Below are 19,735 nucleotides of genomic sequence, written 5' to 3'. Positions count from 1 at the left end.
CTTTTTCCTTATCTTGCTCTGTTTGTGATTAAAGGGATCCGTCTGCGCTCTAAACCATAGACTAGGTTTTGTTGCCAGACGGCTTGCTTTGCAAACGCCGCAAAGACCGCTGCAGGCGGCTCTGTTCCCGGCGGATATCCAACAAGGTTTCTTCCAGGTAGGCCAGGTGCTGCTCACAGGCAACCCTGGCATCCTGGGGTTTGCCGGAGACGATACACTCCAGCAAATGCTTGCGATGCTGCCCTACCCGCTCCGGCGCGCTAGAGCGCTGGTACAGCATCTCCAGGTTTTGTTGCACGTTTTGGATGAGCAGCGGTTTCATGACCCTGAACAGGTGCAGTATCACCACGTTGTGGCTGGCCTGGGCCACCAGCTCGTGGAAACGGGTGATGGCCTTGGCTTCCAGGGGCAGATCATCTGTGCTGTGGGCCTTCTCCACGTCCACGTAGGCGGTGCGGATCTCGGCAAAATCGGCCTCTGTGCCGCGCAGGGCGGCATAGTAGGCGGCCATGGCTTCCAGGGCGTAGCGGAACTCCAGCAGATCCAGCTGGCCCTCGGAATGGTGGGTCAACATCTCGAACAGGGGATTGGCCAGCTCGCCGTAGATGTCCTGGCTGACATAGGTGCCGCCGCCCTGGCGGCGCACCAGCAAGCCCTTGGCTTCCAGCTTCTGGATGGCTTCCCTGACCGAGGGGCGGGACACCTCGAACTGGGTAGCCAGCTCCCGCTCCGGCGGCAGCTTCTGCCCGGGAGCCAGGGTGCCCTCGAGGATCAGGGTTTCCAATTGTTCCTGAATGACATCCGCCAATCGCGGTTGTCTTATCCGTTGGTAACCAGCCATGGTGTCAATTGGTAAGACCAATAGCGTAAAAAGTGCCCACACCTTAGCAAAAGCCAAAGGGGCTGTCCATTAGCCCAAGGTAGATAGGCGTATCGCCCGGCTGTGAAGCCGGGCTGACGGGGCTTTAAATTGGTCAGACCAGGAGGCCGAAGAGGATAAGGGCGGCCACCAGGGCCAGGAAGAAGAGCAGGTTGCGCTTGGCCAGGGCCACCATGTAGAGGGAGGGCTTTTCCGAACAGGGGTCGGAACAGTCCACTTCCTCTGCGGCCATGGCCACCTCCCCCAGGTAGTCTTCGTTGTCGTTGGGGTGGCGCAGCAGCCCCTCCAAGTATTTGGGCATGGCCCTTGAGTAGTGGCCGACAAAGGCAAAACCCAGGGCAGTGAAGCGCACCGGCAGCCAGTCCACCAGCTTGATGAGTTTACGGGCCTCGGCCACTTCCTGCTCGTGCCAGTAGCGGAGCAGCCCATAGGCCAGGGCCGGCCCCACGCCCCCCACCACATAGAAGAAGAGTACGGCACAGTAGTGGCGGTAGTTGGCCCAGAGCAGGGCCATCAGGGTACGCTCGCGGCCGCTGTACTGGGCCGAGGTCAGGGGCTGCTCCAGGCATTCGGAGCAGATATCCGCCGCTTCCAGGTCGCCCCGGGTGAAGGCGTTGAGCATGCGCCTGTATTGCTGGCGGATCTCGGTGCTGTCGAGGCAGACCCAGAGCAGCAACACCCCTATGGGCCAGGCCAGAATGCCGGGCAGGGCCAGCAAAATGGCGTCCAGCACCAAAGCCAGGGCAATGAGCATCGCCAACAGTACGGGCCAGGCAAAGGCCGGACGCTGTACCTGGGGCGGCAGCTTGGCCAGCAAGTTATCCAGTTGCCAGGCGGGGGACAGCATGGTGACCCTGTCCAGGGCGAGCAGGACCAGCAGGGTGAGCAGCATCATGGGCGAGACTCCAGTTCTCGATAATAGGTGAGCCAGTCGAACAAGGGACCGGGATCGCTTTTCCTGAAGGGGGCTATGGTTTCATGGGCCGTGACCTGCCCTGGTCCGATCTCGCTGTGCTCAAACAGCCAGCCGCTCAGCCCAGCCAAGGCCCGGTACTGCTCGGCGGTAAAGGGCAGGTGGTCGGCCCCTTCCAGTTCGACGCCGACACTGTAGTCATTGAGGCGCTCACGGCCCTGAAAATAGGAAAGGCCGGCATGCCAGGCCCGCTTGGACAGGGGCACGAACTGGGTGATGGCGCCGCTACGCTCGATAAGGAAATGGGCCGACACCCGCACGCCATTGAGGCGTTCGAACCAGGGGTGGCAGGTGCTATCCAGGGAGCCAGCAAAAAAACGCTGGATATGGCCGGCCCCAAAGGCGTTGGGGGGCAGGCTGATGTTGTGCAGCACAAGCAGATCGGCGGCTGCCCCGGCAGGCCTGTCGTCCTGGTGGGGGCTTGGTTGCCTAACGGCCTTGGGGTACCAGTCGCTGCTCATGGGAGACTCCAAGCTATCTTGGCCCAATGTAGCATAGCAACTGCTTGAAAATAAGCCGATTACTCGAACTCGTCCGGCTCGGAGGGGGATTCTTCCTCGGCAGGTATGGCACGCTCTCCAGAGGCCCATTCACCCAGATCGATCAACTGGCATCGCTTGGAACAGAAAGGCCTGAAGGGGCTCTTTTCTGACCACTCGACGTCCTTGCCACAGATGGGACACTTGATTACCAAAACGCTCTCCTACTGCCAACTGCAATGACAAAGTGTCAGGGGCAGATCCTCGGCCAGGGCCCTGGACTCACCGTCGTCGCCCAGCTTCATCAGCCTTACCGTGTAGCGGCCCCTGCTTCCGGAGACGCTAGGGTAGATGTCCTGAGGCAGGCCGGCAAGCTGCAGCAGCACCAGATGTTCACTGCTGGCCTGGAAAAAGCCGTTGCGGGCCACCACCTCTTCCTCTCGCCCTCCTTCCCTGACCAGATGTAGGAAGAGGCCCAAGGCGCGGGCAAAAGGCTCAACCTTGTCCAGCCAAGCCGCAACGTCTGCCTGGCGCAACACGGCACTGCGCTGCTGCCAGCAGCAGAGTTGGGGCAGGTCAAAGGGGGCATCGCCACCGGCCACGCTGAAACGGGCCCTCAAGCCCATCAACAGGGGATCATCCCGCCAGGACGGCGGCAAGCGCGCTTGGCCCAGCAGCCATTGGCGGTGACACTGCAACTCTTGACTGAGGCCCGTCAGACGCTCGGCATCGACCCCAGGCAAAGCAGCCCAACGGTTCAGTTGTTCAGTAACCCTTTCAAGATCCTTGATGAGATCGGCCTTGATGTCGCCCCGTTCCAATACGTCCAGGAGATCGAAAAGGGCGGTAAAGAAGGGCCACTCGGCATTGTCGGCCGCCTTGAACAGGCGCCGCAGCAGGTAGTCCAGCCTCAGGTAGGCGCGAAACTTCTCGGAAAGGGGAAACTCGAACTGGCGTTCCATGAATAAGGCATTATGAAAAAGGTCGGATTAATCATAGCCTTTTTTGCTGGGCCATCGACAGGTATTGGCGATGTAGAAGCTGAACTTGCGCTTTCAACTGGACCAGATCGCCGCTGTTGTCCAACACCTGGGTGGCGTGCTTGAGGCGTTCGTTCCTCTCCAACTGGCGGGCCATGATGGCCTCGGCGTCCGCCGTCTTGTCACGGGCCAAGACCCGCTGACGCTGCAACTCGGGAGAAGCGTCCACCACCAGCACCTGGTCACAGTCCTGGTAGAGACCGTTTTCGATCAGCAGCGGCACAACCCAGAGCACATAGGGGCTTTGGGCAGCACCCAACTGGTGGGCCATCTCCTCGCGGATCAGGGGATGCAGCAGGGCGTTGAGCCAGAGCCGTTCACTCTCATTACTGAACACCAATTGGCGTAGAGCGGCCCTGTCGAGGTGGCCGTCAGCCTGCAATACACGGGTGCCGAAATGTTCCACTATGGCCTCAAGGCCAGGGGTGCCGGGTTCCACCACCTGGCGGGCGACGATGTCGGCATCCACCAGGGTTATCCCCAACTCGGCAAAGAGGTCGGCGACAGTACTCTTGCCCGAGCCAATGCCGCCGGTGAGGCCGACGACGAAGCTCAATGCAACATCCCCAGGTACCAGTCGTTGATGGCCTGGCCCCAGATCAAGGCCACCCAGCCGGCGGCAGCCAGGAAGGGCCCGAAAGGCATGGGCATGCTGCCGCTGCTCTTGCGCACCATGCTGTAGATGCCCCAGAGCACACCAAAGATGGAAGACAGCAAGATGATCTGCGGCAACATCCAAGGCCCAAGCCAGGCCCCCAAGGCCGCCAGCAGCTTGAAGTCGCCGTAGCCCATGCCTTCCTTGCCGGTCAGCAGTTTGAAGGCCCAGTAAACGGACCAAAGAGAAAGGTAGCCCAGGCTGGCACCCAGAATCGCCTGTTGGGGGGTCACCAAGCCGCCGTAGAGGCTCAGCAGTAGGCCACCCCAGAGCAGCGGCAGGGTAAGGTCATCCGGCAGCAACATGGTGTCGGCATCGATAAAGGTCAGGGCTACCAATATCCAGGTAAAGAGCAGTGCAGCCAAGGTCAGCCAGTTTGGGCCAAAATACCAGGCCACGGCCCCTGACATCAGGCCAGTCACCAGCTCCACCAGGGGATAGCGTACCGGTATGGCCACCTTGCAGTGGCGGCAACGGCCCCTGAGGATAAGCCAGCTGAGCAGCGGCACATTGTCGTACCAGGCAACGGAAGCATGGCACTTGGGGCAGTGGCTCTGGGGCACCATCAGGTTGAAAGGGGCCTGGTCGGCCAAAGGCTCCAATGCCAAAAGCTCCCGGCTCTCCCTCTGCCAGCGCCGCTCCAGCATCACCGGCAGGCGGTAGATGACTACATTGAGGAAACTGCCCACCAAGAGGCCGAATACCAAAACAAAGACCGTGAACCAGAGTGGCTCACGGCCCAGGAATTCCATCAACTGCATAGCTATCAATGCACCACTTGTCCCAACTGGAAGATCGGCAGATACATTGCCACGACCAGGCCGCCGATGATAGGACCCAGTACTATCATGATGGCTGGCTCCAGCAGGCTCATCAGGCCGTCCACGGCATCGTCCACTTCCCGCTCATAGATGCTGGCCACCTTGGACATCATCTCGTCTATGGAGCCGGACTCCTCCCCGATCATCACCATCTGGATGATCATCTCTGGAAAGACCTGGGTGGTGCGCATGGCCACGTTCATTTGCATGCCGGTCTCCACTTCCCGGCGCACCTTGAGGATGGCGTCCCGGTAAAGTGCATTGCCGGAAGCGCCGGCACTGGAGGCCAGGCCATCAATCAGGGGCACGCCTGCAGCAAAGGTCGTAGCCAGGGTACGAGCAAAACGGGCAAGGGAGGCCTTGTGCAATATGGGACCCACTATGGGGATCCGCAGTATGAACCTGTCTGTCTTGTCCCTGACATCCTGGGACTTGCGATGCATGGAGCGGAAGGCAAAAGCAATCGCCAGGATCACGGCCAAAATGATATACCAGGAACTCTGCACCGCATGGGATAGGCTTATCCAGAGGCGGGTAAAGGCCGGCAGCTCGGCACCGAAGGAATGGAAGATATCCTCAAACTGAGGTACCACGAAGATCAGCAGTATGGCCATTACCACTATGGCGACGAAGACGATGGCGGAAGGATAGAAGAGCGCCTTCTTGATCTTGGCCTTCAGCTCCTCCTGTTTCTCCTTGTAGGTGGCAATGCGATCGAACATGGTCTCCATGGCACCGGCATGCTCCCCCGCTGCCACCAGATCTCGATAGAGTGAATCGAAATAGAGGGGGTACTTGGCCAGGGCTTCAGAGAGCAGGGTCCCGCCCTGGACGTCGGCGCTGATCTTGACCATCATCTCCCGCACAGCGTCCTTCTTGTTGCCCTTGGCGATGATATCCAATGACTGCACCAGGGGCACACCAGCCCCCAGCATGGTGGAGAGCTGGCGGGTCATGGCCGCGATGTCGGCCATGTCTATCTTCTGGCCAAAGGAAAACAGTGACTTGGGTTTGCGCTTGACTTCCTTGGGGGTAATGCCCTGGGCACGGAGCTGGGCCTTGATGTCGTTGATCCTGACCCCTGTCATCTCCCCTTCGACCTTTTCGCCTCGGCGGTTGAGGCCTTTCCAGACGAAGATCTCCAGCTTCTGGGTATCAATCTTTCTCTTGGCTGCTGCGGTTGCCATGGCAATTCCTTAGTAGCTGGTGATGCGATTAACCTCGGCCAGGGAAGTCACCCCCTGCCGGGCCTTTTCCAAACCGGCCTGGCGCAGGTTCCTGACCCCTTCCCGCTGGGCCTGGGCGGCGATGTCCAGGGAGTTGCCTCCCTCCATGATGATCTTGGCGATGGCTTCGGTCATGGGCATGGTCTCGTAGATACCCACCCTTCCCTTGTAGCCGCCTGTGCACTCGCTGCAGCCTACAGGACGGAAGAGGGTAAAGCCTTCTTCGATCTGCTTGGGGCTGAAGCCTTGGCGGAACAGCTCATCTTTCGGTAGTTGCTCCGCCTGCTTGCAAACGGGACAGAGCCGGCGTCCAAGGCGCTGGGCTATGACCAGGGTCACGCTGGAGGCGATGTTGTATGGCGGCACCCCCATGTTCATCAAACGGGTCAGGGTCTCTGATGCCGAGTTGGTATGCAGGGTCGAGAGCACCAGGTGGCCTGTCTGGGCCGCCTTGATGGAGATCTCCGCCGTTTCCAGGTCCCTTATTTCCCCTACCATGATGACGTCAGGATCCTGGCGCAAAAAAGCCCGTAGGGCAGAGGCGAAGGTCATACCGGCCTTGGCGTGGATCTGCACTTGGTTGACCCCGGGCAGGTTGATCTCCACCGGATCTTCGGCCGTGGAGATGTTGCGTTCCTCGGTGTTGAGGATATTGAGGCCCGTATAAAGGGAGACCGTCTTACCTGACCCTGTAGGGCCCGTCACCAGTATCATGCCCTGGGGCTTGGCAAGGGCCTCGAGGTACATTTTCTTTTGGTCCGGCTCGTAGCCCAGCATGTCGATACCGAGCTGTGCCGAGCTGGAGTCGAGGATACGCATGACGATCTTCTCACCCCAGAGGGTGGGTAGGGTCGAGACGCGGAAATCGATGGCCTTCTTGCGACTCAGGCGCAGTTTGATACGGCCATCCTGTGGAATACGCCGCTCGGCGATGTCGAGCTTGGACATGACCTTGATGCGGGCTGCCAGCCGGTTGGCAACGGATACGGGAGGCGCCGCCACTTCATGCAAGATACCGTCGATGCGAAAGCGGACCCGGTAGCTCTTCTCGTAGGGTTCGAAGTGAAGGTCAGAGGCGCCTTTGCGGATGGCATCCATCAGCAATTTATTGACATAGATGACGATAGGGGCATCGTCTTCCTTGCCTGTGGCGCTGAGGTCCTGGTCCCTGTCCTCGCTGTCATCCACCACCAGGTCCGCCAGCTCGGAGTCCTTGACGTCCCCCACGTCCAGCATGTTGCCGCCGGTCCGCTCCAAGAGCTTGTCGATGGCCTTTGCCAGTTCGTCGGCATTGACCAACACGGGCTCTGTTGGCAGACGTAGGTTGAAACGGAAATCTTCCAGGGCCGACTGGTTGCTGGGATCGGCGGTAGCGATAAAGATACGGTTTTGGCGCTTGAAGAGCGGCAGCACAGAATGCTTTTGAATAAGCTGCTCATTCAAAAGCGTACTGGGGATGGTGTCGAGGTCGAACTTGCTCAAGTCGAAGATGGGCAAGCCGTACTGCTCTGAGAGGAAACCGGCAAAGGCCTCGCTGCTCAGCTCGGATTTCTTGAGGACGTCGAAGAGGGGAAGCAGCCCGGAATGGTTTTCCTTAAGCAGTTCCTCGGCCTTGGCCTGGGTGATCTTGCCTCGCCTAAGCAGCAGGGCAAGGGTGCCTTTGGCAACAGGTAAGAATCCGGACATTTAAAAGAGTGGCCAGGTTAATGGAGAAGGGAGTAAAACTCCCTTCTCCTGATAACATTACTGGTTACAGAGGCCTTGGGTAAGGCAGGTTGAACTAGCATCTACAGCCCATGTTACAGAATTATTTGCGGTCTGAGTGGCTTTGAGATTGTAAGTAGCACTACCAACATCTGCAGTGCCAACTGCTTTAATCATGGCGTTAGCCGCATCCCAGTCGACTGAAGCCACATGCGTAGCATCTGCAGCTCCAGTGTTGCTTGCAGAACAAGAAGCGATTGCTGTACCTGTTTGGACGCATACTTCAACCTGGGTTTTGAGAGCACCAGTTGCTGCTACGACTTCAGAGAATTTAGCCTTTTCCGTATAGGTTTTGTAAGCCGGCAGGGCGATGGCGGCCAGGATACCGACGATCGCTACTACGATCATCAATTCGATCAAGGTAAAGCCTTGTTGTTTCTTCATGGTGGGATCCCCTCTCGTACATTCAATGTTTTTACATGCCCGCAAGCTGGGCTGAACGAAGTATTAACGATAATCACCTCGAGCGGCAAGGCGGCAGTCAATTTTTTGTCGCCCCTGTGAGGTTGCTAACATCCTCCGCTAGGCCTTTACACTCAACCAGAGCATTAACGGCCTAGCAACATGAAAAAATGCTTAACAAGCGTTAAACGCTTTAAGGTCTTGGTCCTCGCCCCTTGCTGCCAGGCTGCGCTAGAATGCCGCCAACTCGATTAAAGGTAGAACAGATGCAACAAGATATCACCCGGCAGGTCCGGGACGCCCTGGCAGAAGACCTGGGCGGCCAGCTGGATCCAGCCCTGGACATCACGGCCCAACTGGTGCCTGCCGACGAGCGCAAGAAGGCCAGGGTCATCACCCGCGAGGAGATGGTCTTCTGTGGCAAGGCCTGGGTGGAGGAGACTTTCAAGACCCTAGGCGACGAAGTGGTAGTGACATTCGAGGTCGCAGACGGTGACTGGGTTGCCGCCGGCAGCACCCTCTTTACCTTGGAAGGGCCGGCCCGGGCCCTCTTAACGGGAGAGCGCACTGCGCTTAACTTCGTGCAACTGCTTTCCGGCACCGCCACAGTCACCCATTTTTACGCCCAGAAGCTGGCCGGCACCCAGACCAAGCTGCTGGATACCCGCAAGACCATCCCCGGCTTGCGCCTGGCCCAGAAGTACGCCGTCACCTGCGGCGGAGGCCAAAACCATCGCATCGGCCTCTTCGATGCCTTCCTGATCAAGGAAAACCACATCATGGCGGCCGGCTCCATCGCCAAGGCCGTATCCAAGGCCCAGCTGCTGGCCCCAGGCAAGCCGGTGGAAGTGGAAGTGGAGAGCCTGGATGAGCTGGACCAAGCCCTGGAGGCGGGCGCCGACATCGTCATGCTGGATAACTTCAGCAATGAGGACATGGTCAAGGCTGTGACCCTTCGCAACCAGCAACGCACGGCCACCAAGCTGGAAGTATCAGGCAATGTCACTGACGAGTCTTTGGCCGCCATCGCCGCTACTGGCGTTGACTTCATCTCCAGCGGCGCCCTGACCAAGCATGTCAGAGCCATCGACCTGTCGATGCGGATTGAGTAGGGCGCCATAACTGCAAGGCATTGCGCCAAGGGGCATGGCCCCGGTTGCCAGGCCTGCCAAAGCATTGCGCCCAAAAGGTATAGCCCGAAGGCCCATGGTGGGTTCGCTTCGCTTAACCCACCCTACAGGCCCCTTTGATAGATAAAAAACGCGGCCCCTGGCCGCGCTTTTTATCTCAGCAACAACACCGGCACCTGGCTTTGCCTCAGCATGGTCGTGGTGGTGGAACCCAGCAGGAGCTGGCGAATACGCGAGTGGCCGTAGGCCCCCATCACCAGCAGGTCCAAGGCGTTTTCATCCCGGTATTGGTGCAGCACCTTGTCCACCTCACCCTTGATGACAGCCCCTTGGCACTGGTGCCCTTCGAGGGTCAGCTGGGCCAGGGCCCACTTGAGCTGTACCTGATGGTCTTCGCTGTCGTCACCGACCATCACTACATGGCAAGGCAACCCCTTGAACAGCGGGCTGCGGGCCACCACTTCCACCAGCTTACGGGTGGTGGCGGAGCCGTCGAAGGCGATCAACACCGACTGGGGCGCCTTGAAGCTATCGGGGGCCAGCAGCACCGGCTGGCTCAGGGCGCGGACGATACGTTCGACATGCACGCCAAGGCCTTCAGCCTCTTCTGAGGCGCCATGCTTGCCCAGCACCCAGAGCCGGGTCTGGGGTTCCAGCTCCTTGAGGCTGGCCACCAGCTCACCGTGGCGCTGGCGCACCGAGACGTCTGCCAGCCCTTGGCCTGTCAGCTGCTCCCTGGCGGCTTCCAGCATCAGCTTGCCCTGCTCCATGGCCAGTTTTGAGCGCTGCTCGTCGAGCCTAGCCATTTCTTCGATGAGACTTTCCTGGGCACCCAGGCCAATGGCACCGCTGAAATCGCCGCCGTGTTGGCCATGGCTGTGATCCAGTACGTGCAGCAGGGTCAGGGGAGCGGACAACTGCCCGGCCGACCAGGCCGCATATTGGCAGATACTGTCGCTGTGCCGGGCACCGTCGATGCAGGCCATGACTTCTGTGGTCATCATTCTCTCCTTAGTGCCCCATCAGTTTTTCAACGTCGCTCGCCTTGTCGTGGACGGCGAACCTGTCCACCAGGGTGGCGCTGGCTTCATTGAGGCCAATCACTTCCACCTGGGCGCCTTCACGGCGCAGCTTCAGCACTATCTTGTCCAAGGCGCCAACGGCGGTCAGATCCCAGAAATGGGCACGGCTGACGTCGATACGCACCTTGGCCACCGCTTCCTTGAAGTCGAAGGCCCTGACGAAGGCGTCGCTGGAGGCGAAGAACACCTGCCCTACTACGTCATACTCGCGCAGCTCGCCTTCTTGGCGACTGCCCACATGCAACACCTTGCCGACCTTGTTGGCAAAGAACAAGGCAGACAGCAACACCCCCAGTAGCACTCCTATGGCCAGGTTGTGAGTGGCCACTACGGCAGCTACCGTCGCCAGCATTACGATGGAGGTGCTGGGCGGGTTCTTCTTCAGATCGCGGATGGAGGCCCAGCTGAAGGTACCGATAGACACCATGATCATGACGGCCACCAGGGCGGCCATGGGGATCTTGGCCACCCAGTCACCGAGGAAGACCACCAGGATCAGCAAAAAGACACCGGCCACCAGGGTCGAGAGCCGGGTACGGCCGCCGGACTTCACGTTGATGACCGACTGGCCAATCATGGCGCAGCCGGCCATGCCGCCTAAAAAGCCGGCCACTATGTTGGCCATGCCTTGGCCGCGGCATTCGCGGTTCTTGTCGCTGTCGGTATCGGTGAAATCGTCCACTATGGTGGCGGTCATCATGGATTCCAGCAGTCCCACCACAGCCAGGGCCAAGGCGTAGGGCGCAATGATGGCCAGGGTGTCCAGGTTGAAAGGCACGTTCGGCAGCAGGAACACCGGCAGGCTGTCCGGCAGGGCGCCCATGTCACCGACGGTATGGATGTCCAGCCCCAGGTAGATGGACAGGGCCGTCAGCACCAGGATACAGACCAGGGGCGACGGCACCGCCTTGGTGACGTAGGGGAAGAGGTAGATGATGGCCAGGCCACCCGCCGTCATGGCGTAGACCACCCAGGTCACATGGGTCAGCTCAGGCAGCTGGGCCATGAAGATGAGGATAGCCAGGGCGTTGACGAAACCTGTGACCACGGCGCGGGACACGAAGCGCATCAAGGAGCCCAGCTTGAGCATGCCGGCCACTATCTGGAAGACGCCAGTCAGCAAGGTGGTCGCCAGCAGGTACTGGAGGCCATGGTCCTTGACCAGGGTGGTCATCACCAGGGCCATGGCTCCTGTGGCAGCGGAGATCATGGCCGGACGGCCACCGGCAAAGGCGGTGGTCACGGCGATACAGAAGGAAGCGTAGAGGCCCACCTTGGGGTCGACACCGGCGATGATGGAGAAGGCGATGGCCTCCGGTATCAGCGCCAGGGCCACCACCAGGCCGGAGAGAATATCGTTACGGGGGTTGGAGAACCATTGCTGGCGCCAGCTCGAGCCCATTGCACGCTTCCTGTAGCAGTTGCTGAAAGATGAAGCGCGGCATTGTACAGATTTTGGCTGGCCCCTCCTACCCCGAATGGCCCTTAACGGCCCAGCATGCCCCGCTGGGAGGCGTCACCTTGCAGCTTGTGCACCACCGCCATCAGAACATGGCCCAGCAGCACCGCCAGCAGGGTCCAGGCCAATGTCTCGTGAGCCTCTTCCAGTGCCTTGTGCCAGGAACCGCCAAAGCCTGGCAGTTCGAATCCCCACCAGAGCGGCGTGGGGTTGGTGCGGGTCATCACTATGGCCAGACCGGCCAGCACCTGCAGGGCCAGCAAGGCATAGATCAGCAGGTGGCCCCAATGGGCCAGGCGGGCATTGAGAGGAGAAAGCCCCGCCACAGGCACGGGGTTGAAGCTCCGCCAAAGGACACGCAGCACCAGCAAAGCAAAGGTCAGGGTACCCAGGTTGATATGGCTGCCCTGGATCAGGGCCCGCAAGGCGCTGCCCTTTTCCGGTATCCCCATGGTGAAGCCCAGGGCGAACATGGCGATGATCAGCAGCGCCATCAGCCAGTGCAGGGCCCTGGCCAAAGAGCCGTATTGGGAAGGGGTATTCTTGAGCATGTCTTTCTCCTTAAAAACCAGTCCCAGTATGGCCTGCCTTTATGAAGGTATCCTTAGCGCAGCTGCTGTGCCAGCCAGGTCTTGAGCTGGGAAGCCTGCAGGGCACCGCTGACCCGGGCCAGTTCCTGGCCGTCCTTGAAGAGGATCAGGGTGGGGATGGAGCGGATGCCGAAGCTGCCACTGGCCGCCGGCGCCTGCATGGTATCCACCTTGGCGAAGCTGACCTGGCCGGCCAGCTCCTTCGCCACTTGACTGAAGACAGGCGCCATCATCTTGCAGGGGCCACACCAGTCGGCCCAGAAATCCAGCAGCAGCGGCAGGCCATGGCGGCTGACGGCCTGGCGCAGGTTGCCGTCGTCAAGGTTGGCGACGGTGCCGCCCAGCAGCGGCGCCTTGCAGGCGCCGCACTTGGGGCCGTCCCCCAGACGTTCATCGGGAATGCGGTTAAAGCGTTTACAGGAAGGGCAGAGAATTTCCATGGCAGCCTCCAGATACCCATAGGGGTATTAATTTAGCGCCTTTACCGCGTCCAGGATAGGGCCATTGGCGTCGGGAAACTCGAGGCTGTCCAGATCCTTGATGGCGACCCAGCGCCCTTCCTGGCCTTCCAGGCCCCTGGGCTGGCCGACGAAGCCCCGCACCAGCCAGACGTCCAGCTTGACGGCCTTGTCGCCGTAGTCGTGTTCCACCAGCAGCAGCGGTTCGGCCGCCACCACGTTGATGCCGACTTCCTCGCACAACTCTCTGTCCAGGGCGTGGAGCAGAGACTCCCCCTCCTCCACCTTGCCGCCAGGGAACTCCCACTTGCCACCCTGGTGTTGGTGGTCCAGGCGTTTGGTGAGGAACACCTCGCCGCGGCCGTTCTCTATGACACCGACGGCCACATGCACCAGCTTTTTCATCTTGTTACCTCAAAAACCAAAGTGGCCCTGCCGGGCCACTTTTTTGTCTGCTGCTTTGCCTTAGCTCAGTTTGCCGTGGCACTGCTTGTATTTCTTGCCAGAACCACAGGGGCAGGGATCGTTACGGCCGATCTTGGGGCCTTCGCGCATCACGGTCGTGACTTCGGCCTGGTCGCCGGCGTCCGCCAGGGCATGGCTCTCGTCGTGCTGGTACTGGTGAGGCACGGCTTCGGCGCGGCGGCGCTGTTCTTCAACCGCTTCCACGTCTTCCTCGGCCTGGACCCGTACCTTGCAGAGGATGCTGACCACGTCGTGTTTGAGGCTTTCCAGCATCTCGGTGAAGAGCTCGAAGGCTTCGCGCTTGTATTCCTGCTTGGGGTTCTTCTGGGCATAGCCGCGCAGGTGGATACCCTGGCGCAGGTGGTCCATGGCGGCCAGGTGTTCTTTCCAGAGGCCGTCCAGGGTCTGCAGCATCACCGCCTTCTCGAAGTGGCGGATCACCTCTGGGCCAACGGCTTCTTCCTTGTCACGGTAGCTGGTTTCCACCGCCTGCTGGATGCGCTCGCGCAGGCCGTCTTCGTCCAGCTTGTCGTCCTCGTCCAGCCACTGCTGCACCGGCAAGGCGACCATGAAGTCGCTGCGCAGGCGGGCCTCGAGGCCAGCCACGTCCCACATCTCCGCCAGGGACTGGGGCGGGATATAGGCACTGATGGTGCTGTCGATGACGTCTTCGCGGATGGCGTCGATGGTTTCCTGGATGCTCTGGGCGTCCATCAGCTCGTTGCGCTGTTCGTAGATCACCCGGCGCTGGTCGTTGGCGACGTCGTCGTATTCCAGCAGCTGCTTACGGATGTCGAAGTTGCGGCCTTCCACCTTGCGCTGGGCGTTTTCGATGGCGCGGTTGACCCAGGGGTGCTCTATGGCTTCGCCGTGCTGCATGCCGAGGCGCTTCATCATGTTGGTGACGCGGTCGGAGGCGAAGATGCGCATCAGGGCATCTTCCATGGACAGGTAGAAGCGGCTGGAGCCGGGGTCGCCCTGACGGCCGGAACGGCCACGAAGCTGGTTGTCGATACGGCGGGACTCGTGGCGCTCGGTGCCGATGATATGCAGGCCGCCGGCATCCAGCACCGCCTGGTGGCGGGCCTTCCACTGTTCCTTGATCTGGCCAACCTGCTCTTCGGTAGGCTCTTCCAGCTTGTCCACCTCGGACTGCCAGTTGCCGCCGAGGATGATGTCGGTACCACGGCCGGCCATGTTGGTGGCGATGGTGACGGCGCCCGGCTGGCCAGCCTGGGCGACGATGTCGGCTTCCATGGCGTGGAACTTGGCGTTCAGCACCTGGTGGGGGATGCCCTCTTTCTTCAGATAGCGCGACAGCAGCTCGGAAGACTCGATGGAGATGGTACCCACCAGGGAGGGGCGGCCCTTGTCACGCTGGGTCTTGATGTCGGTGATGATGGCTTCGTACTTTTCCTCGGCGGAGAGGTAGACCTGGTCCGGCATGTCGTCGCGGATCATCGGCTTGTTGGTGGGGATGACGACGGTTTCCAGACCATAGATATGGTTGAACTCGAAGGCCTCGGTGTCGGCGGTACCTGTCATGCCGGACAGCTTGTCGTAGAGGCGGAAATAGTTCTGGAAGGTGATGGAGGCCAGGGTCTGGTTTTCGTTCTGGATGGAGACCCCTTCCTTGGCTTCCATGGCCTGGTGCAGGCCTTCGGACCAGCGGCGGCCCGGCATGGTGCGGCCGGTGTGCTCGTCGACGATGACGATCTCGCCGTCAGCCACTATGTAGTCCACGTCTTTATGGAAGAGGTGGTGGGCACGCAGGGCGGCGTTGACGTGGTGCAGCAGGCTGATGGAGCTGGCGCTGAACAGGCTGTCGTCTTGTGCCAGCAGGCCCTTCTCCTTGAAGATGTCTTCAATATGGATCTGGCCACGCTCGGTCAGGTAGAGCTGCTTGGCCTTTTCGTCGATGGTGAAGTCACCATCGCCCATCTCCCCTTCCTTGTCCTCTTCCGCCTGGCGCTGGAGCTTGGGCACTATGGCGTTGATCTGGCGATAGAGCTCGGAAGAGTCCTCGGCGGGGCCTGAGATGATCAGCGGGGTACGGGCTTCGTCGATGAGGATGGAGTCCACCTCGTCCACCACCGCGAAGGCCAGCTTGCGCTGCACCCGTTCGGCCGGGCTGAAGGCCATGTTGTCGCGCAGGTAGTCGAAGCCGAATTCGTTGTTGGTGCCGTAGAGGATGTCGGCCGCGTAGGCTTCCTTCTTCTCCATGGGCGCCATGCCGGGGACGTTGACGCCGACGGTCAGGCCCAGGAAGTTGAACAGGGGGCCGTTGGTGGCGGCGTCACGCTTGGCCAGATAGTCGTTCACCGTCACCACGTGCACGGGGCCAGTCAGGGCATTGAGGTAGGCCGGCAAGGTGGCGGTCAGGGTCTTACCTTCACCGGTGCGCATCTCGGCGATCTTGCCGTTGTGCAGCACCATGCCGCCGATCATCTGCACGTCGAAGTGGCGCATGCCGAAGATCCGCTTGGAGGCTTCACGCACCAGGGCGAAGGCTTCCGGCAGAATGTCGTCCAGGCTCTCACCCTTCTCAAGGCGCCCCTTGAATTCGTCGGTCTTGGCACGGAGCGCCTGGTCGTCCAGCGCCTCGAACTGAGGCTCCAGGGCATTGATTTGGGCCACGACCTTGCCGAGGCGTTTGATAGTGCGATCGTTGCGACTACCGATGATCTTGGTGAGCAGTTGTGTGAACATAATCCTGTCTTTTCTTCTACGTGGCCCGGCTAGGGTGCCGGCTATTATTCCTTAAAGCCCGCCCGGGCGATACACAAAATGCGCGGGGTCCCTGGGCTGATTCAGTGCCAGCACTTCGAAGTGCAGGTGGGGTCCGGTGGCTCTGCCACTCTGCCCTACCCTGGCGATAACCTGACCTTTTTTGACCTTGTCTCCCCTTTTGACCAGCAGCTGGCTGTTGTGGCCATAGCGGCTTTTAATGCCGTCGCCGTGGTCGATCTCCACCAGCTCGCCGTAGCCGGCGTAACTGCCGGCGAAGGTCACCAGGCCGTCGCCACTGGCCTTGACCTCTGTGCCTTTGGGGGCGGCCAGGTCCAGGCCGCTGTGCCAACGGGGCTTGCCGGTGATGGGGTCCAGGCGGTAGCCGAAACCGGACGCCTTGCGGCTCTTGTCCAAGGGAACTGCCATGGATGTCATATGGTGACGCCCCTGCCAGCTTTCAAGGCGGGCCAGCACTTCCTCGAGTTGCTTGAGCTCACCTTCCCCTGCCAGGGGCTTGACGGGCCCCAGTCCCAGCTGGCGTGACAGCAGCTCGGCCCTGACCTTGAGGCCGGCCAGCTGCCCTTCGGCCTGGGCCAAGCGCTGCTGCATTTCCTGCCAGCGGGCCGTATCCAGCCTTGCCTGGGGGTCGGCCACAGGCACCTGGGCTTCGGCCTTGGGCAACAGGCTCCAGAACAGCAGCAGCGCTGTCCATACCGACATCAGCAGCAGCCAAAGCGGCAGCCGCCATTGCCGTTGCCGCCCTTGGGCGTCGATAATGAGGGTCAACGTCATGGTGAAGGCCTTGTTATGTCCGAGCATCCCAGCGATCTTGAGAGCCTGCTCAACCAGAGCCTGTCCGGCCTGGCAGAGCTGTCGCGCAAGGCCGGCAAGCTCAATGCCCTGCAGCAACACTATCAGGAACTGGTGCAGGGGCCCCTCGGCCAACATAGCCGGGTCGCCAACCTGCGTGGCGGTGTGCTGGTCATAGAGGTCTCCAGTGGAGCCTGGCTGAGCCAGCTGCGCCTGCAGCGGTCGTTATTGTTAAGCCAGATGCGGCAAATCGTCCCCAGCCTAACCAGCCTTGATGTGCGGATCAACCCAGGCCTGGTGAAATCCCGGCAGCAAGTTGTTAACAAGCCCCGCAACCAGAGGCGCATCAGCGCCAACACCGCCAAAGAGCTGGAAGCCCTGGCGGAGCGCACCGGTGGCAAGCTGAGTGAGAGCCTGAAAAAACTGGCGGCGCTCAGTGAGCGCCGCCAGGATGGTTCGGAGACTGATTAGACCAGGCTGAGGCCGGGCGCAAAGTAGGAGATGGGTGAAGTGTCTCCCTCGTCCTCATAGGTCACCAGCTCCCAGCATTCCTGGTTGGCCAGGATCTCCCTGACCAGCAGGTTGTTGAGGGCATGGCCCGACTTGAAGGACTTGAACTCACCTACGATGGAATGGCCCGCCAGGTAGAGATCGCCCACCGCATCCAGGAGCTTGTGCTTGACGAATTCGTCTTCGTAGCGCAGCCCCTCGGCGTTGAGGATCTTGTACTCGTCCAGCACCACGGCGTTCTCCATGGAGCCCCCCAACGCCAGGTTGTTGGCGCGCAGGGTCTCGATGTCTTTCATGAAGCCGAAGGTGCGGGCACGGCTGACTTCCTTGACGAAGGAGGTGGTGGAGAAATCCATCACCAGGCGCTGGTTGCGCCCTTCCATCGCCGGATGGTTGAAGTCGATGGCCACATCCATCTTGAAGCCCTGGTAAGGACGGAACTCGGCCCACTTGTCGCCCATTTCCACCCGGATCACATCCTTGATACGGATGAACTTCTTGGCGGCGTGCTGTTCCTCTATGCCGGCAGACTGCAGGAGGAACACGAAGGGGCTGGAGCTGCCGTCCATGATCGGGATCTCGGGGGAGTCGATTTCAACATAGAGGTTGTCGACGCCGAGGCCCGCCAGGGCAGCGCACAGATGCTCGATGGTCGCCACCTTGACACCGGCTTCGCCGTGCAGGCAGGTGCACAGCATGGTGTCTTGGACCAGGCGACCGTCCGCCGGGATCTCGACCACGGGGTCGAGGTCGACGCGACGGAAAACGATACCGGTATTGACGGGCGCAGGCTTCAGGCACAGCGACACTTTATCGCCGCTGTGCAAGCCTACGCCGGTGGCGCGGATGGCGCTCTTCAAGGTACGTTGCCGAATCATCTGTGGCCTCGCTCAGGCAGGGACTGGCCCTACCAGTGTAAAAAAGGTGCAGTAGTATAACACTTCACCATTGATATACCAAAACCCTTGGACAGGACCAGAGGGCAATTGCGCAAATACTGCGGCAATCGCCTTGGCGGCTGTCCGGGCGCAGGCCGAACTTAGTCGGCCTGACGGCGCAGGAAGGCCGGTATATCCAGGTAGTCCAGGTCGGCCTGGCTCTTGCGCTTGGGCGCAGCCATGGCAGGCTCCTCGGCCTTGCGCAGCTCGGGCTGCGGCGCCGGGGCCGGCTGGGCGGCAGGCATACGACCATGGGTACCGTCGCCGCTGGCCTGCTGGAGGCTGGGGCGCACCGGCTCAGGGTTCTTCTGCACCAGGGTGATCTCCGGCTTGCGCTCGGTGCCGCCGATACCGGTGGCCACGACGGTGACGCGGATATCGTCTTCCATCTCGGGGTCTATGGTCGTACCCACCACCACGGTGGCGTGTTCGGAAGCAAAGCCCTGGACGGCGTTACCGACGGTCTCGAACTCTTCGATGGTCAGGTTCATGCCGGCGGTGATGTTCACCAGTATGCCGCGGGCACCGGCCAGATCCACGTCTTCCAGCAGCGGGCTGGAGATGGCCAGTTCGGCCGCTTCCTGGGCACGGTCTTCGCCGCTGGCGACGCCGGAACCCATCATGGCCTTGCCCATCTCGCTCATCACGGTACGGACGTCGGCGAAGTCGACGTTGATCATGCCCGGCTGGGTGATCAGCTCGGCGATGCCCTTGACGGCGCCCAGCAGCACATCGTTGGCGGCCTTGAAGGCGGCCAGCAGGCTGGTGGACTTGCCCAGCACCTTCAGCAACTTCTCGTTGGGGATGGTGATCAGGGAGTCGACATGCTGTTCCAGCTGGTTGATCCCTTCCTGGGCGAAGGCCATGCGCTTCTTACCCTCGAAGGGGAAGGGCTTGGTGACCACGGCCACGGTCAGGATCCCCAGCTCCTTGGCCACTTCCGCCACTATGGGGGCAGCGCCGGTACCGGTACCACCGCCCATGCCGGCGGCGATGAAGACCATGTCGGCCCCTTCCAGCACTTCGCGGATCTGTTCGCGCTCTTCCTCGGCGGCCTGGCGGCCCACCTGGGGATTGGCGCCGGCACCCAGGCCCTTGGTCACGCTGGACCCGAGCTGGATGGTGACGTGGGCGTTGGAATTTTTCAGCGCCTGGGCATCGGTGTTGGCGGCGATGAATTCGACCCCTTCAATGGTCTGCTCCACCATGTGCTGGACGGCGTTGCCACCGCCACCACCAACGCCGATGACTTTGATTACGGCCTCATCGGTAGGGCCATCGACAAATTCAAACATTTTTTCAGTCTCCAATCGTCTGCCTGTT

21 protein-coding genes are annotated in these 19,735 nt (G+C 60.8%); 2 read left to right on the top strand and 19 right to left on the bottom strand.

All coding sequences use genetic code 11. The features are described from left to right. Positions 1–61: 61 nt before the first annotated feature. The 10 genes from pdhR to PVT67_RS02290 form a co-directional block, all read right to left on the bottom strand. Positions 62–841 carry a pyruvate dehydrogenase complex transcriptional repressor PdhR gene (pdhR, locus tag PVT67_RS02335; protein WP_301497417.1) on the bottom strand — a complete coding sequence of 260 codons (780 nt, stop codon included), beginning with the start codon at positions 839–841 and terminating at the stop codon, positions 62–64. A gap of 133 nt (positions 842–974) precedes the next feature. Then, the gene (ampE, locus tag PVT67_RS02330; RefSeq protein ID WP_301497414.1) at positions 975–1,775 is read right to left on the bottom strand and encodes a regulatory signaling modulator protein AmpE; all 801 of its coding nucleotides are present in this window, start codon (positions 1,773–1,775) and stop codon (positions 975–977) included. Further along, on the bottom strand, positions 1,772–2,314 hold the full coding sequence (ampD, locus tag PVT67_RS02325; RefSeq protein ID WP_301497412.1) for a 1,6-anhydro-N-acetylmuramyl-L-alanine amidase AmpD: 543 nt from the start codon (positions 2,312–2,314) through the stop codon (positions 1,772–1,774). Before ampD ends, ampE begins: the two co-directional genes overlap by 4 nt. A gap of 59 nt (positions 2,315–2,373) precedes the next feature. Further along, positions 2,374–2,547: a DNA gyrase inhibitor YacG gene (gene yacG / locus PVT67_RS02320; RefSeq protein ID WP_301497410.1), complete on the bottom strand. Its 174-nt coding sequence runs from the start codon at positions 2,545–2,547 to the stop codon at positions 2,374–2,376. Positions 2,548–2,556: 9 nt separating this feature from the next. Further along, positions 2,557–3,294 (bottom strand): cell division protein ZapD, encoded by a 738-nt coding sequence (gene zapD, locus PVT67_RS02315; protein ID WP_301497408.1) that lies wholly within the window; start codon positions 3,292–3,294, stop codon positions 2,557–2,559. A 31-nt stretch (positions 3,295–3,325) separates the two neighbouring features. Continuing rightward, positions 3,326–3,928: a dephospho-CoA kinase gene (gene coaE, locus PVT67_RS02310; RefSeq protein ID WP_301497406.1), complete on the bottom strand. Its 603-nt coding sequence runs from the start codon at positions 3,926–3,928 to the stop codon at positions 3,326–3,328. Then, the gene (locus PVT67_RS02305) at positions 3,925–4,788 is read right to left on the bottom strand and encodes a prepilin peptidase (RefSeq protein ID WP_301497404.1); all 864 of its coding nucleotides are present in this window, start codon (positions 4,786–4,788) and stop codon (positions 3,925–3,927) included. Before PVT67_RS02305 ends, coaE begins: the two co-directional genes overlap by 4 nt. Before the next feature lie 5 nt (positions 4,789–4,793). Continuing rightward, positions 4,794–6,035, bottom strand: coding sequence for a type II secretion system F family protein (locus PVT67_RS02300; RefSeq protein WP_301497402.1), 1,242 nt, complete (start codon positions 6,033–6,035; stop codon positions 4,794–4,796). A gap of 9 nt (positions 6,036–6,044) precedes the next feature. Next, positions 6,045–7,760 carry a type IV-A pilus assembly ATPase PilB gene (pilB, locus tag PVT67_RS02295; protein ID WP_301497400.1) on the bottom strand — a complete coding sequence of 572 codons (1,716 nt, stop codon included), beginning with the start codon at positions 7,758–7,760 and terminating at the stop codon, positions 6,045–6,047. 57 nt (positions 7,761–7,817) lie between these two features. Then, complete coding sequence (locus PVT67_RS02290; RefSeq protein WP_301497398.1) at positions 7,818–8,222, bottom strand: pilin; 405 nt, start codon at positions 8,220–8,222, stop codon at positions 7,818–7,820. Positions 8,223–8,476: 254 nt separating this feature from the next. Here PVT67_RS02290 and nadC point away from each other — a divergent pair, with 254 nt between their 5' ends. Continuing rightward, positions 8,477–9,352: a carboxylating nicotinate-nucleotide diphosphorylase gene (gene nadC / locus PVT67_RS02285; protein ID WP_336407793.1), complete on the top strand. Its 876-nt coding sequence runs from the start codon at positions 8,477–8,479 to the stop codon at positions 9,350–9,352. Between the two features lie 170 nt (positions 9,353–9,522). Here nadC and PVT67_RS02280 read toward each other — a convergent pair whose 3' ends face one another. From PVT67_RS02280 to PVT67_RS02250, 7 genes are all read right to left on the bottom strand, one after another. Beyond that, positions 9,523–10,371, bottom strand: coding sequence for a universal stress protein (locus tag PVT67_RS02280; protein WP_301497394.1), 849 nt, complete (start codon positions 10,369–10,371; stop codon positions 9,523–9,525). A gap of 10 nt (positions 10,372–10,381) precedes the next feature. Next, complete coding sequence (locus PVT67_RS02275) at positions 10,382–11,854, bottom strand: SulP family inorganic anion transporter (RefSeq protein ID WP_301497392.1); 1,473 nt, start codon at positions 11,852–11,854, stop codon at positions 10,382–10,384. 83 nt (positions 11,855–11,937) lie between these two features. After that, positions 11,938–12,462 (bottom strand): cytochrome b, encoded by a 525-nt coding sequence (locus PVT67_RS02270; protein WP_301497390.1) that lies wholly within the window; start codon positions 12,460–12,462, stop codon positions 11,938–11,940. A gap of 53 nt (positions 12,463–12,515) precedes the next feature. Further along, positions 12,516–12,941 carry a thioredoxin TrxC gene (gene trxC / locus PVT67_RS02265; protein ID WP_301497388.1) on the bottom strand — a complete coding sequence of 142 codons (426 nt, stop codon included), beginning with the start codon at positions 12,939–12,941 and terminating at the stop codon, positions 12,516–12,518. 27 nt (positions 12,942–12,968) lie between these two features. Beyond that, the gene (mutT, locus tag PVT67_RS02260) at positions 12,969–13,364 is read right to left on the bottom strand and encodes an 8-oxo-dGTP diphosphatase MutT (RefSeq protein WP_301497386.1); all 396 of its coding nucleotides are present in this window, start codon (positions 13,362–13,364) and stop codon (positions 12,969–12,971) included. 60 nt (positions 13,365–13,424) lie between these two features. Then, positions 13,425–16,133: a preprotein translocase subunit SecA gene (gene secA / locus PVT67_RS02255; protein ID WP_301497383.1), complete on the bottom strand. Its 2,709-nt coding sequence runs from the start codon at positions 16,131–16,133 to the stop codon at positions 13,425–13,427. Between the two features lie 51 nt (positions 16,134–16,184). Continuing rightward, complete coding sequence (locus PVT67_RS02250; RefSeq protein ID WP_301497381.1) at positions 16,185–16,973, bottom strand: M23 family metallopeptidase; 789 nt, start codon at positions 16,971–16,973, stop codon at positions 16,185–16,187. Here PVT67_RS02250 and PVT67_RS02245 point away from each other — a divergent pair. Next, positions 16,962–17,435, top strand: a complete 474-nt coding sequence (locus tag PVT67_RS02245; protein WP_301497378.1) for a DUF721 domain-containing protein — start codon at positions 16,962–16,964, stop codon at positions 17,433–17,435. The genes PVT67_RS02250 and PVT67_RS02245 overlap by 12 nt on opposite strands. On the opposite strand, the gene lpxC is transcribed toward PVT67_RS02245, so the two are convergent. Next, entirely contained in the window at positions 17,432–18,352 is a 921-nt protein-coding gene (lpxC, locus tag PVT67_RS02240; protein WP_301497376.1) for a UDP-3-O-acyl-N-acetylglucosamine deacetylase, read from the bottom strand. The two genes, PVT67_RS02245 and lpxC, sit on opposite strands and share 4 nt — an antisense overlap. A gap of 161 nt (positions 18,353–18,513) precedes the next feature. Next, positions 18,514–19,707: a cell division protein FtsZ gene (ftsZ, locus tag PVT67_RS02235; protein WP_301497374.1), complete on the bottom strand. Its 1,194-nt coding sequence runs from the start codon at positions 19,705–19,707 to the stop codon at positions 18,514–18,516. Positions 19,708–19,735 lie beyond the last annotated feature (28 nt).

It is taken from the genome of Gallaecimonas kandeliae, assembly GCF_030450055.1.
Lineage (GTDB): Bacteria > Pseudomonadota > Gammaproteobacteria > Enterobacterales > Gallaecimonadaceae > Gallaecimonas > Gallaecimonas kandeliae.
Note: the sequence above shows the minus strand (reverse complement) of the source record. Positions and strands in the feature narration are given on the sequence as shown.